The 13,872-nt window shown below is 53.0% G+C and carries 13 protein-coding genes; all 13 read right to left on the minus strand.

Annotated features, from left to right (window positions below):
* Positions 1 to 15: 15 nt before the first annotated feature.
* The 13 genes from DNH61_RS18040 to thrS all read right to left on the minus strand — a co-directional run bounded on the left by DNH61_RS18040 (position 16) and on the right by thrS (position 13,817).
* Entirely contained in the window at positions 16 to 1,575 is a 1,560-nt protein-coding gene (locus DNH61_RS18040; protein ID WP_111148082.1) for a S1C family serine protease, read from the minus strand.
* 250 nt (positions 1,576 to 1,825) lie between these two features.
* On the minus strand, positions 1,826 to 2,602 hold the full coding sequence (locus tag DNH61_RS18045; protein WP_111148083.1) for an IucA/IucC family C-terminal-domain containing protein: 777 nt from the start codon (positions 2,600 to 2,602) through the stop codon (positions 1,826 to 1,828).
* Entirely contained in the window at positions 2,574 to 3,395 is an 822-nt protein-coding gene (locus DNH61_RS18050) for an ABC transporter ATP-binding protein (RefSeq protein ID WP_111148084.1), read from the minus strand. Before DNH61_RS18050 ends, DNH61_RS18045 begins: the two co-directional genes overlap by 29 nt.
* A gap of 22 nt (positions 3,396 to 3,417) precedes the next feature.
* Positions 3,418 to 4,458, minus strand: coding sequence for a FecCD family ABC transporter permease (locus DNH61_RS18055; protein WP_111148085.1), 1,041 nt, complete (start codon positions 4,456 to 4,458; stop codon positions 3,418 to 3,420).
* Entirely contained in the window at positions 4,455 to 5,468 is a 1,014-nt protein-coding gene (locus DNH61_RS18060; RefSeq protein WP_111148086.1) for a FecCD family ABC transporter permease, read from the minus strand. The genes DNH61_RS18055 and DNH61_RS18060 overlap by 4 nt, the downstream gene beginning before the upstream one ends.
* Before the next feature lie 91 nt (positions 5,469 to 5,559).
* Positions 5,560 to 6,603 (minus strand): ABC transporter substrate-binding protein, encoded by a 1,044-nt coding sequence (locus DNH61_RS18065; RefSeq protein ID WP_245948238.1) that lies wholly within the window; start codon positions 6,601 to 6,603, stop codon positions 5,560 to 5,562.
* 253 nt (positions 6,604 to 6,856) lie between these two features.
* A complete protein-coding gene (locus DNH61_RS18070) occupies positions 6,857 to 7,273 on the minus strand; it encodes a YugN family protein (protein ID WP_111148087.1) in 417 nt (138 codons plus the stop codon).
* A 65-nt stretch (positions 7,274 to 7,338) separates the two neighbouring features.
* Positions 7,339 to 8,004, minus strand: a complete 666-nt coding sequence (locus tag DNH61_RS18075) for a response regulator (protein ID WP_111148088.1) — start codon at positions 8,002 to 8,004, stop codon at positions 7,339 to 7,341.
* Positions 7,988 to 9,031 (minus strand): sensor histidine kinase, encoded by a 1,044-nt coding sequence (locus tag DNH61_RS18080; RefSeq protein ID WP_342771463.1) that lies wholly within the window; start codon positions 9,029 to 9,031, stop codon positions 7,988 to 7,990. Before DNH61_RS18080 ends, DNH61_RS18075 begins: the two co-directional genes overlap by 17 nt.
* A gap of 13 nt (positions 9,032 to 9,044) precedes the next feature.
* A complete protein-coding gene (gene liaF / locus DNH61_RS18085; RefSeq protein ID WP_111148090.1) occupies positions 9,045 to 10,067 on the minus strand; it encodes a cell wall-active antibiotics response protein LiaF in 1,023 nt (340 codons plus the stop codon).
* Between the two features lie 274 nt (positions 10,068 to 10,341).
* Entirely contained in the window at positions 10,342 to 10,869 is a 528-nt protein-coding gene (locus tag DNH61_RS18090) for an RNA polymerase sigma factor (RefSeq protein WP_111148091.1), read from the minus strand.
* 121 nt (positions 10,870 to 10,990) lie between these two features.
* Positions 10,991 to 11,560 (minus strand): 3D domain-containing protein, encoded by a 570-nt coding sequence (locus DNH61_RS18095; protein WP_425452277.1) that lies wholly within the window; start codon positions 11,558 to 11,560, stop codon positions 10,991 to 10,993.
* Positions 11,561 to 11,876: 316 nt separating this feature from the next.
* Positions 11,877 to 13,817: a threonine--tRNA ligase gene (thrS, locus tag DNH61_RS18100; RefSeq protein ID WP_111148093.1), complete on the minus strand. Its 1,941-nt coding sequence runs from the start codon at positions 13,815 to 13,817 to the stop codon at positions 11,877 to 11,879.
* Positions 13,818 to 13,872: the final 55 nt, after the last annotated feature.

Below are 13,872 nucleotides of genomic sequence, written 5' to 3' on the forward strand. Positions count from 1 at the left end.
CGCAATTACTGCCGGTTATCCGGGTATATTGAAATCGTTCTTATTGCCGATGACAACATCCAGATCAATCTTTTGTCCGTTGCGGATGACATGCAAGGTTACTGTATCGCCTACATTCTTTTTCTGGATAGCGGCGATTAGTCCTTCTTTTGTGTCGTAATTTGTGCCATCCATGCCGGTGATCACATCATACTGGCGCAGATCTGCAATATAAGCAGGCGACTTGTACGTAATATTCGAGACGATCGCTCCCTTGGTCGTGTCAAGACCAAGCTCTGCCGCGATCTGTTCATTGATATCACCAAGCGTCGCACCGATAAACGGTACCGGCTCCTTCGGAATTTCCTTGTTATTCTTCAGGTTATCAAGCACTTCAAGGATAGTGCTTGTCGGGATCGCAAAGCCGATGCCCTGGGCCTGTGTGCTTACAGCGGTGTTGATGCCGATCACTTCACCGTTCAGATTAATCAGCGGACCGCCGGAGTTGCCCGGATTAATGGATGCGTCTGTTTGCAGCAGATGCTCGTAGTTGCGCGTTCCTTCCGTGTCCGGGATGCTGATCGGGCGTTCCTTCGCACTCAATACACCGACGGTAACCGTATGGTCGAATCCATTCGGATTACCGATGGCAACTACCCAGTCCCCAATATTGATAGCACTGGAATCACCCAGCTTGAGCGTTGGGAATGCCTTGTCGCTTTCCACTTTCAGGACGGCCAGATCAAGCTCGTAGCTTGAGCCGAGAAGCTTAGCTTCCAAGGGCTGGTCATAACCCTGAACCGTTACCTTGATTTGTTCTGAATTGCCGATTACGTGCTGGTTGGTCAGGATATAGCCTGTTTCATCGAAGAAAAATCCGGAACCAAGTCCGCTTGGCACTAATTGGCTGCCATTGTTCGCCTCCGGGTGAGTCGGAGCCGTAAAGTTGTCTCCGAAGAACTGGCGGAAGAACGGATCCTCAAACAGTGTGCCGCCGCTGCTGCCACGGCTCTGCATATACGTTTCAATCTTCACCACTGCAGGACTTGACTGCTCGAATACCTTTGCAATATTGTTGGGCCGTACGATATCGAGTGCGTTGGATACCGTGCTGCTCCCCTGGGAGTTGGCAAGCGCCCCGGAACCGCTCTCTCCCGACTGTGCAACAATAGCCTGTTCAGGCGTGAACCAGTTCTGATAGTCGGCTGTAACCATCAGCCCGCCCAGTACTAGGACTCCCGCCATAAAGGAAGCGAACATCGGCTTCCAGGACGAGCGGCGCTTTTCCTTCAGCTGCCATCCGCCCTTCCCCCCGACAGGTGGAGCCTGGGTATAGTGGGGAACAGGCTTTGGCGGTGTAACCTCCACAGCATTCTGGGAGCTTTCTGCGGAATCCCTGCGCTGCAGCTCGGAGGTCTCCGTTCTTGCCTGTGGCTGTTCGTTATCATAGGCTGCTGACTTGAAGGGACCATATGAATAATAATAAGACGGCTTCTCCGTTTGCTCTGACTCCGGCTTCTCTGAACGCTGGCGCCCGTCTTCCTCTTCTCCCCGAAAGAAGTCATCATAAGGATTTTTCTTGTTCTGATCGTCCATGCTCTTCTCCTCCTTATATCCTTAATCCGGTTGTAAGATAAGATTCAACACGGAATGATTGTGTATTACTATCATGCACATTCTACATTAAACCAATCTTAAAAAAGATTTAAACAGAAATAAAAAAAGGAAATCCGGCCTGCCAAGCATAAATTTAGAACTAGCCATTCGTTGAAGGCCTCCTGCTGGAAGGAACTGCTCGTTTAGAGCAATGCAAAAAGGCCGAGCAAGCTGCTGGCCTGTTGAATCATTATTTTCCTGCCAGGGGGCATGTCACACAATAGGGAGAGGAGCCGGAAACCTTGTATAGCAGACAGCAGGTTCTCCGTTTGCGCTTTGGCTCGCCAGAGGATGAGATGACTGTTTCGGCGTTGTTATACTTCATGAGGGGATTCTCGCGCTCACCAAACAGCTCGGCCGGCGCTTCCTCAAGCAAATACCGGAGGTCTTCTTCAATCCGCCGCAGTCCGCTTTCATCCGCGCCCTCTACCATACGCTTCTCATATAACCAATATACCGATATGGCCATATTCTCCCATAGAGTCGATGCCGGAATTCGAGCTGCTGCCGCAATAGACCGCCACACCTTGGCTATATTGCCGGCGAATATGCGGCTAACGACCTGATCGCGCCATTCCTTACGCCCTTCAGCCGCCGGACTGCTGACCTGCCAATCGCTTAATCTCACCTCGGGAAGCCAGGAGCTTCCCTGGTATACGGATTCAATGCGGCAATTCTCGAGGCTGTAATCCAGTGCTTTATCAAACATCGTCATCGCGTACAACCCGGATGCCATCGTCATGTAAGCATAACGCTTGGAAAATTGTGACGCCGCAGCCGCGATGACAGTGGTTCCGAAAATCTCTGCTGCCCCCTCCATATAGGACCGGCAGCGATTGGTATCCAGCAAATCAAGGGAAGGCACAGACAAAGACCGGTCTGGCGAGCTCATCTTGGTCAGACGATAGTCCTCAGTCAGTATGCGCCATTCAGCGGCACTAAACGATGAGGGCATCCTGATGTTCACTTGTCAGCTTCCTCCCCCTGCCATGAGGAATGCAAGCAGGCGTGCCGAACAAGGGGTCCTTCATGATCTCACACTCCATGCCAAATACCGTCCGGACCATTTCCCGGTTCATAATATCCTCCGGCTTTCCCTGCGCGTAGATCGCAGCGTTATGAATAGCAACCATATAATGCGCATACCGCGCCGCAAGATTTAAATCATGAAGCACCATTACAATGGTCCGCTGCTCCTGCTCATTGAGCTCAAACAGCAGGTCCAGTATTTCAATTTGATGCGTCAGGTCCAAATAGGTCGTGGGCTCATCAAGGAGAAGAATATCGGTATTTTGGGCCAAGGTCATGGCAATCCATGCCCGCTGGCGCTGGCCGCCCGACAAGGAATCGACCGGCTTATCGGCATAATCTTGTATATTCGTGTCTACCATGGCCTTGTTCACTCTATATTCATCCTCTTCAGACCAATTCTGAAGCCAGCTTTGGTGCGGATACCTTCCCTGCTTTACAAGCTGGTGGACGGTTAAACCCTCCGGAGCAATCGGGCCCTGCGGCAGGATCGCAATATTTCGGGCCACTTCCTTGGTAGGCAGCCTGCCGATTTCTTTTCCGTCCAGGAGAACCGCCCCTTTAGCCGGCTTAAGCAGCCGTGCGGCTGACCTGAGCAGCGTGGATTTGCCGCATCCGTTGCTCCCCACGAAGACGGTGATTTCGCCTTTCGGAATCGTTAAATCCAGGTTATCAATGATGGGACTGCCCCCATATGACAGCGTTAAAGCTTGAGTTTCCAGAACAGCCATAGTCAGACACCTCTCCTATGCATTATTGGTGACGGTTACGATAGAGCAGGTATATAAAGAAGGGAGCGCCAATACCGGAGACAAATATCCCCGCCGGAAGATCAAGCGGCAGAAAGGCCGTCCTAGCCACAATATCGGCCAAACACACGATCATTCCTCCAACTAGCGCCGAGACCGGCACGAGGCTGCCAAAGGACCGTCCAACCAGCTTCCTGGCAATATGAGGCGCAATCAAGCCTACGAACGCAATGCCCCCGGCAAAGGCGACAGCTGATCCAGCGAGCGCAACACTGATAAACAGCAGGACGAACCGGTGCAGCTGTACCTTCACGCCTATCCCTGCAGCAACCTGATCGCCCATTTCCTGGGCATTAGCCGTCTTGGAGAAGAACAAGGCAAGGGGGATGAACAGGAGTACCCAGGGCAGCATAGACCGGACATCCACCCAATCTGCCCCGTATACACTTCCGGTCAGCCAGAGGTATGCTTGGGCTGTCGAGTAGGTATCACCGAGCACGATCATCATCGTTGTCATTGCGCTAGCGGCTGCAGCCATGCCAATTCCGATAAGGACTAGCCGGATCGGGGTCACGCCCTTCTTCCATGACAGGAGATAGATCAACGAAGACATGCAGGCTGCTCCGGCAATTGCAGCCAGAGGGAGCCAGTCCATGCTAACCCCACCCGCGAAGCAAGTAATGAATATAACGGCAGCTAACGAAGCGCCTCCCGTAACGCCGATAATATCCGGAGAACCAAGCGGGTTCCGGATTATCCCCTGCAGGATTAAGCCCGATACGCCAAGCGCTCCCCCGACAAGCATGGCAAGCAGAATGCGCGGCAATCTCAGCGTCTCAATGACAAAGGCATGTTCACCTGTACCCGCCCCAGCCAGATGCAGGATCACCTCCAGCGGAGAGACCAGAGAGCTTCCGACCGATAATCCGGCTATAACAAGCAGACAAGACAGACCGGCTAGTATAAGCAAAACAATAATGGCTCTCTTCTCAAGCAGCAGAGAGAAGCTTCCCGACCGTGCGCGAAGCGTTATGTATTTATTCATCCCTTACCGAACCCCCTGCGTGCGATATAGACGAAGAACGGGGTTCCGATAATCGCTGTCATAACACCAATAGGCACCTCTTGAGGCATTATGATAAACCTCGCGGCAACATCCGCCAGCAGAAGCAGGCTTGCCCCGATGAACAGGCTGTACGGGATCACCCAGCGATAATCCGTTCCCACTAATCCCCGGACGATATGAGGCACGACCAGCCCGATGAAGCCGATTGAACCGCCAACTGCAACAGAGCCCCCTGCCAGGACAATAATAACAAGCGCCATTACAGCCTTGACTGCAATGGTCCGCTGCCCCAGGCCTTTGGCAATGTCATCGCCCGAGTTGAGAATATTTACATGCCGGCCGATTACTAATGCAACCGCCCATCCTCCAATCATGAACGGAAGAATCGGCTCCAGCATATCGAGTGACCGTCCCGCGACAGAGCCGGCCAGCCAGAAGAGCGCTCCCTCCAGATTTTGCTGGCCGATGACCAGCAGACCTTGCGACATGGATACGAAGAGCGCATTAATGGCCGCTCCCGCCAATACAATCTTCAAGGGTGACAGGCCGTCTCTGCCAAGCGATCCCAGGAAATAGACCATGACAGCGGATAGGCCGGCTCCGGCAAAGGCGAACCACATATAGTGGGTCAGAGACGATACCGGAAAGAAGGCCAGCCCCAGCACCACACAAAATACAGCGCCTGAATTAATCCCGAACACGCTCGGCGACGCCAGCGGATTCTTCGTCAGCGCTTGCATAAGCGCTCCCGCTATTGCCAAGCTGGCTCCAATTACCGCCGCGATAACCGCCCTTGACAGCCTGGAAGTGGTTATAATGATATGCTCGGTGGAATCTTTGTCATAGTGGAAAAAGGCATCTGCAGCTGCTGACAGCGGAATCGGGGTCTGGCCAAAAACGATACTCGAAATAAAAGAAACAATAAAAACGCATAATCCCAGGATTAAGCCTAGAACTTTAGCTCTGCGGCCAGCGAATAAATGTGTCATAATTCTCTCTTTCACTTCTATATTTTTCATGCAAATGACAAGAATAGAAGGCCTGTGCGGCCTCTATCCTTGTCACCCGTTTGCGTTCGTATTATTTTTGCAGCCCGAAATGCTCGTAAAGCTGATCCAGCATCAGATTCGCTGAGATCAGGCCGCCGCCCATATTCCAGGTTACTTCATCAATCTGGTACACTTGATCCGCTTTAACCGAGTCAAGATTATTCCACAGCGGATGAGCTGTCCATTCCTCATACGTCTTCTGAACCGCTTCATCACTGCCAGGGTCAGTCAGGAACACAAAGCTCACGTCGGCGTTCATGCTCGGAATACTCTCTTTATCCGTAAGCTTCAGCACAACCCCGCCGTTATCCGCTTCCTTCTGCAGGAGCTCCGACCGCACAAATCCAAGCTCATCAAGAATGTCGCCTGCGAAGCCTGTTACATAGATACGCGCATGATCAGCTCTGAAGTTAAGGACAGAGACTTCAATCGGCCATTCTTCGCCCAGCTTAGTGGCGATCTTCCCGTTGAAATCCGCTACGCGTGCATCCCATTCGGCCAGGAGCGCATCCGCTTCCTCCTGCTTGTTCATCGCATTACCCATCAATGCAACGGTATCCTTAAATTTATAGACCGTTTCATGCGTTACCGTTGGCGCAATCTGGGACAGCTGCCCGTAAATCTCCTCGTGGCGCATCTTCGAGGCAATAATCAGATCAGGCTTCAGCTTGGCGATTTCCTCAAGGTTGGGCTGCGTTTCCTCGCCTACAACCGTTACGCCTTCAAGATCGCTGCGGATATATTGGTAAAAGGGCTGCTCCAGCCATGATTCAACGGCGCCCACCGGTTTAACGCCCAAAGCAACTGCAACGTCCGTCGCTCCCTGGTACAAGGTGACAATACGTGTTGGTGTGCCCTTGATCTCGGTCTTGCCCATTGCATGCTCAATAACACGTACCGCATCTTCCGCTGCAGGCTGCTCAGCCTGGCTGTTCCGGGCCTGTTGGCCCTCCGCCGCAGTCTGGCTTGCCTCTGTGTTCGTCCCAGCAGGCTTTGCTGCTCCGCAGCCCGCGATAACCAGCAGGACCGTAATTAAAGCTGTAAGAGTAAATAATGCCTTCTTTGTTCTAAACAATATGCCCCTCTTCCCTTCTGTCTACAAAATCGCCTCTAATTGATATTGATTATCATTAGCAACACAAACTAGTAAACCACAACCCTCATTGCCTGTCAATCATTAATATAGCAAGATGTGCCAGCGATTCTTCCGCCCAACGGCAAAAAGGCTATAGTCCCCGGAACGAAGCCGGCGATTATAGCCTTGTTACTGTACGTTATGACGGGCTGCAGGGCCCTTTGCCGCGTTTGACGGATTGCTTCTGCTGCGATCAGCCTGGTACAGCCCGCTCAATCTGTCTTAATACCTCTTCACCCTTCCGCAGCCATTTATCCTCTACCGGAGCGTCAGGGTCAAGCGGATGCTGGAACTGATCGAACAGCGCTCCAAAAACGCGCGGCGTTGCGTCATGCTCAATCCCTTCGTTATAGACATGCTTAAGGATAAAAGGCTGTCCAAACCGGATTTTGGCATCAAGCTCCTCCCGGTCCTCATCAATATTGCCATTGGTCACTTCAAAAGGCAGGCGAAGCCAAACCTTGTGAGCCTCCTCATCAAGAAACCGGTCGAAAAAGCCGCTCTTATAGTCCCAATTACCGCCGAGGCTGAATTTATAGTCCTTTAATAAATTTCTTACTTCCGTAAACTCATGTTGGCTGTTCTCCAGACTGGATGAGAGTGGAATCATGGGCTTCTTCTCCTTAACGGGCGTTGTTACAGGTTAGGATGCCCTCTCCTCCCTCACTTATGTAATCAGACCGGACGAATCCAGCCTTTACGGTGGGCGAGCACGGCTAACTGGGTACGGTCCTCCAGCTCACATTTCATCAAGAGATTGCTCACATGCGTCTTCACCGTCTTGATGCTGATATGGAGCTCCTCGGCAATCTCCTTATTGGAGCGGCCTTCGGCTACAAGATACAGCACTTCCTTTTCCCGCTCCGTCAGCCCCTCATCCGCGCCTTGGGAGGAGCGCTGGCGCAGACCGCGTGTTAATGCCTGCGATACGTCGCCGGTCATCACCGGCATTCCCCTAACCGCGCCATTAAGCGCATAGATAAGCTCCTCAGCCGATACCGTCTTTAGCACATAGCTGACCGCGCCGGCTTCAATGGCAGCCACCACCTTCTCATCCTCCAGGAAGGAGGTTAAGAGCACGATCTTAAGATGCGGGTGAGCCTCAAGCACTTGACGGGTTGTCTCCACCCCATCCATTCCCGGCATCATCAAATCCATGAGGACGACATCCGGTTTGCCTTCATCCGGCATGCCCGCCAGCGTCTTGACGGCCTCCTCGCCGCTTCCCGCCTCGGCGACCACCTCAAATTTAGGCTCAAGCATGAGGTAAGTCCGGAGACCAGCCCTCACCATATCGTGATCATCTACAATCATCAGCTTCCACTTATCCGCTTCGCTCATCGTCGTCCTGCTCCTCTTGTTCATATTTCGGGATGGTTACTTTGATCCGTGTGCCTGAACCCGGCTTGCTGAGAATCTCAGTGTCTCCGCCGAGCTTCTGTGAGCGCTCACGCATCGTAGACAGCCCATAAGAACCAGTCTTGACCTGGTCTGCCCGGAAGCCCGCTCCGTCATCCTGCAGCGTCATGACATAATTACGTTCATACTCCATTAAACTGAGGATTACCTTGTTGGCACCGGCATGCTTCACCACGTTAGCCATCGCCTCTTGAATGATCAGGAACAGCTGATGCTCCTTAGCCTCCGAAAGCTCCCCTTGTACCCGGCAGCTCAGCTCCCCCTGCAGCCTGTTCTGGCGGCAGTAATCCGGAAACCACTTATCAAGTGCCTGCTGGAGCGACCTCCCCTCAAGCTCTAGCGGGCGCAGCTGCGCAATAAACCCCCTCATCTGCCGCTGTGCCATGGACGACATATCAATGAGCTGCTGCATCACACTGTCTGCCCGTGCCCGGTCGAGCTCCAGCAGCTTCGGCATGGAGGATGCCGCCATGTGAATCGCGAACAGCTGCTGGCTTACCGTATCATGCAGATCCCGCGCAAGGCGCTTGCGCTCCTCCAGAATAGCCGCCTCGTTGGAGGCCGCCTCCCGCATGACCTGCTGCTCACCCTCCCGCTGCTGCCACTTCATCTTCCGCTCAAGAGCAGCGGCCATCTCATTAAATTCCCGGAAGGTCGCCGTAAAGGACCGGGCTCCTCCTTCAGGCAGCCGGACTGCCAGATTGCCGCTGGACACCTGCTTGACCGCCAGGTGAAGCGAATCAATTCCGCGCTGCACACGCCGGCCGGCCCAGTAGCCGAAACCAAGGTTGATAACGACAAATGCAGCCGCAACAGCCAGCCATTTTTCGGTTAGCGGCGTCCCTGGCGGAATAAAATATAAGCCTGCCCCGCAGACACCCAGCGACAGGAGAGAGGAGCTCATCATCAATAGAATGAGCTCCCATTTGCTGCTTCTCCACAATCTCACGATCAACGCCGCTTCACCCCACCTTAGTCACACGCACATCACCGATAAACGAGCTGACGACGAGGCGGATTCTCTTGTCACATTCATGATAGTGCGGCGTCTCGATATTCATATGGCTGAATATACCGCCTTCCTTGCGGTCCAGAACCTTGGCATCCCCGATGAATGAGCTCGACACCACTTGAACTCCTATCTCGTAGTCATTCGGAACGAACACCTTCACATCACCGATAAAGGAAGAAACCGTAATCTTCGTCTCGCCAGGCGCAATCTGCGCTTTGGTCAGATCAATCACCGTATCCCCGATAAAGTGAGAGATGTTCATCGGTTTTAATTCCCAATAATCCTGACCCAGATGGATGTCGCCGATAAACCCGGATCTTGTTTGCGTCTTCGGGTTGGAATCCCACCACTCCACACGTTCGCCTGCATCACGCTGCTTGCGCTGATTATGGCCCATGCTATGCTGGTGGCCGTGATCGCGGTACCCTTTCTCCCGGCTGCTGCCGTACTGCCCGTTCAATTCATCCGGATGAGGAGGCACTCCCTGATTATAGCCTTGAGCACCGTTCTCCTCCTCGAAATCCTTCTTGGCTAACGGATCCGGGTGAAGCGGCGGTGCCGGCGGAACCGGCGCTTCAGCCTTATAATCCGGATAAGCTTTCCAATCCTCATCTGTACGGTCCCTGCTCCCTCTGCCTGGTTTGAATATCATATTAATCCCAACAACAATCAGGATGACCGGCCAGCCTACACGGATCAGATCTCCAATTGACAATCCGATCAGACCAAAATTTCGGGCGAGGAAGTAACAGCCCAGCACGAGCAGAACGCTTCCCCACCATCCGCCGCCGTGCTTTCGTTCGTCTATAATGCTCTGTAAGCCAAGCAGGATCAGAATACCCGGCCAGAATTTCCCGATCAGACTGCCAAGCTCCAAACCAGGGAAAAAGCCTGTCTGCTTCAGCAGAAACAACACACCGAGACCTGCGATAAACAGCCCCCAGAACAGCCGGTTAACAACGTTTCTATTCATTCGCTATCACCCTTACCGCTTCGTTATAAACTTAGTATAGCTGACACTCCCCTGCCCGCACAGGGCCGAGCGATTGAAAACAGCCTCGGTCCCGAGACGGAGAGCAAGTCTTTTCCGCTGACTGATAACCTTCTCTTGTGCGCTCCCGCGTACAGCTCCACCCAAAACGCACAGCACAAAGAAGGGGCTCCCGTGAACCAGCACAGGACAGCCCCTTGCACAGCGTGATAATAATTGATCCGATTGCCGCGCCGCTTGCTGCGGATCCTTATATCTACATATTGGGCGCAATATCCGTTCTCTTCAGACGTTCCTTGGTGCGGTGAATCTTCGCCTTGACAGTACCGACAGGCATCTTCATCACATCTGCGATTTCCTGGTCCTTGAACCCGTAATAGAACTTGTACAATATCAAGGTTCTGGTCGTCGGGTCCAATGCGCCGAGCAGCTCGGAAATTTCCATCATAAGCTCGGCTTCCGTTAGCGCAGCCGAGTGATCGACTGCGGACGGCCATTCCTCGCAGGGCTGGATGCGTCCTGCCGTCTTGTTGACATTAAGAGCCACGTTCTTGGTAATCGCCTTGGCCCATGCCGTCAGCTTGCTCTCTTCGCGAAGCGTCGCGTGATTGGAGAGCATCTTGACCCATGCATCCTGAACGACATCGTGTGCATCGGACTTATTCCGTACCTTCGAATAGGCCACTCGAATCATGTGGTTGTACAGCTCCCGAAGCACAGCTTCCTGCTTGGACGACTCTGCGCTCAAAGGCGGCAGATCGCCGTCCGGTAACCAGTTGGACATTGGTTGATCGCCCCGCTATGATAACGTTTACAAAACTGGTAAATACATTGTTATCATACCATGTAAACCGGAAAAAGAAAATTCGTCCTGCCAAATTCCTGGCAGGACGAAAGACTTATTTTTACGAGGCAATAAACTCAGTCGGAATCGTTTTTTCGGCAGAAACCGCGCGGTTGATCTCCTTCAGCCAATCCTCGTCCAGCTTGCCGTCTCCCATCTTAATCACATCAACATGCACCTTGCGCTTACCCCACTGCTTAAATACCTGCTTGGTGGTCTCAAAGTAAAGGTCAATCTTACGGCCTTTAATCGCGGAACCCGTGTCTGCTACCACGCCGTAGCCGTACCCTGGTATATACAGCAGCGTCCCGATCGGAAACACCTTTGGATCGGCGGCGATCGTCGACACATGATCCCTTCTCACCTTAACGCCCGAGTATGTAATGCCGTACCCCCGCATGCCCGGCTTCTTCCCGGTTGATTCAACGCCTGCTGTATAGCCGGTCGCGGTTACCTGCACGGTATCAACTGCCTTATGTGTCAGTATTGCATTTGCTCCGGTTGTCTTGTCCAGTGTCCGGGCGTCGGCTATCCCGTCCGCCGCAGCCTTGCCAACCGGCGAAGCAGCTAAAGCGCGGACTTCCTTCTTGTCCGCCTGCTTGTCCGCCTTCTTGCTTGCGGCTTCCCGGATTCTCTTTATCTGTTCGGGCTTAATGGCAAACAAGTTAGCAGGGCTCGCTATGTTGAGCTGCAAATCCGCTTTCTTATAATCACTCTGCTCTTCCACTACGATGCCTGAAGCCGGCAGTTGGGCTCTTGATATGGCGATTGTCCTTATGGTGCCGTAGGCCACCACAACCGTCAAGAGTATCAGCAGTGCATTCACCCATCGTGCGGAAAGCTTAAAGCTTGTTAACATTTGGCTGATCTCCCCCTCTTATCGAAGGTTACCCAATGTCAACAAGCTTTATTCAGTTTCCGCTATTTTTTTTGCTAGAATGCTAGATTTACACCTGTTTTGATATAATTTCTTCCAGCAGCAGCTTGCTTGTTTCCGCAATTGTCTTGGCGCCAATGTCGCCTTCCCCGCGCTTGCGGATCGATACTGTGCCGCTGCCAGCTTCATTCTCGCCTACAATCAGCATGTACGGTATCTTCTCCAGCTGCGCTTCGCGGATCTTATAGCCAAGCTTCTCATTGCGCAGATCGGATTCTGCGCGGATGCCCGCTTCAACCAGCTGCTCCTGAACATTCCTCGCGTACTCCTCGTAAACGGTTGAGACCGGGATAACACGCGCCTGAACCGGTGACAGCCAGAGCGGCAGCGCGCCCGCGAAATTCTCGAGCAGGAACGCCGTCATGCGCTCCATTGTGCTAATAATGCCGCGGTGAATAACAACCGGGCGGTGCTTCTTCCCGTCATCACCGACATACTCCAGCTCGAATCGCTCTGGCAGCAGGAAATCCAGCTGTGCAGTTGACAGCGTCTCTTCCTTGCCAAGCGCCGTCTTGATCTGTACATCAAGCTTCGGTCCGTAGAATGCCGCTTCGCCCTCCGCTTCGAAGAATGGCAGATCGAGCTCTTCCACTACTTCCTTCAGCATACGCTGGGACATCTCCCACATCTCATCATTCTGGAAGTATTTCTCCGTATCCTGCGGATCGCGGTAAGACAAGCGGAAGCGGTAATCCTTAATGCCAAAATCCTCATAAACCTTGCGGATCAGGTTGACAACACGGGCAAACTCTTCCTTGATCTGGTCAGGACGACAGAAGATGTGCGCGTCATTCAGCGTCATGGCGCGTACACGGTGCAGACCGGTCAGCGCGCCTGACATCTCATAGCGGTGCATGGTTCCGAGCTCAGCAATCCGGATCGGCAGATCACGGTAGCTGCGCATCGCACTCTTATAGACCATCATGTGATGAGGACAGTTCATTGGACGCAGCACAAGCTCCTCGTTATCCATCTGCATCGGCGGGAACATATCCTCCTGGTAATGCTCCCAGTGTCCGGAAATTTTGTACAGCTCCACACTGCCCATAACTGGCGTGTAAACATGCTCATAACCGAGACGTTCTTCAAGATCTACAATATAGCGTTCCAGTGTCCGGCGGACCTTGGAGCCGTTTGGCAGCCAGATCGGCAGTCCTTGTCCGACCTCCTTGGCGAAGGTGAACATTCCGAGCTCCTTGCCAAGCTTCCGGTGGTCGCGTTTCTTAGCCTCTTCCAGAAGATGCAGGTGCTCATCCAGCTGTGCTTTCTTAGGGAAGGCTGTTCCGTAAATACGCTGCAGCATCTTGTTCTTGGAATCACCGCGCCAGTAGGCACCTGCAACGGACAGCAGCTTGAACGCTTTGATCTTGCCGGTTGAAGGAAGATGCGGCCCCCGGCAGAGGTCAAAGAATTCGCCCTGATCATAGATCGTGATAACCGAGTCCTCCGGCAGATCACGGATCAGCTCCAGCTTCAGGTTGTCGCTCAGCTCCGTATAGATCTTGATCGCTTCTTCCCGGCTTACTTCCCGGCGGCGGATCGGCAGATCCTCCTGAACGATCTTGGCCATTTCCTTCTCAATCTTCTCCAGATCCTCAGGCGTAAGCGACTGATCCATGTCAATGTCATAATAGAAGCCGTCTTCAATAACAGGACCAATACCAAGCTTAACGTTCGCTTCTTTACCATACAGCCGTTTAATCGCCTGTGCCATCAAATGCGCGGTGCTGTGGCGGTATACCTCAAGGCCATCCGGCGAGTCAACCGTCACAATCTCAATCGAGGCATCCTCACGGATCGGCGTATATACATCGACCACCTTGCCGTTCAGCTTGCCTGCAATCGCGTTCTTGCGCAGGCCCGGGCTGATCGAACCGGCTACCTCCTCAATCGTCGTTCCCTGCTCAAACTGCTTGACTGCTCCATCCGGAAACGTAACGTTCACTGACATCCTCGTTCAACCTCCAACTGTGAATAAATACAAAAAAGCACACATCCCGATAGGG

The sequence above is a fragment of the Paenibacillus sambharensis genome (assembly GCF_003233845.1).
Taxonomy (GTDB): domain Bacteria; phylum Bacillota; class Bacilli; order Paenibacillales; family Paenibacillaceae; genus Paenibacillus_I; species Paenibacillus_I sambharensis.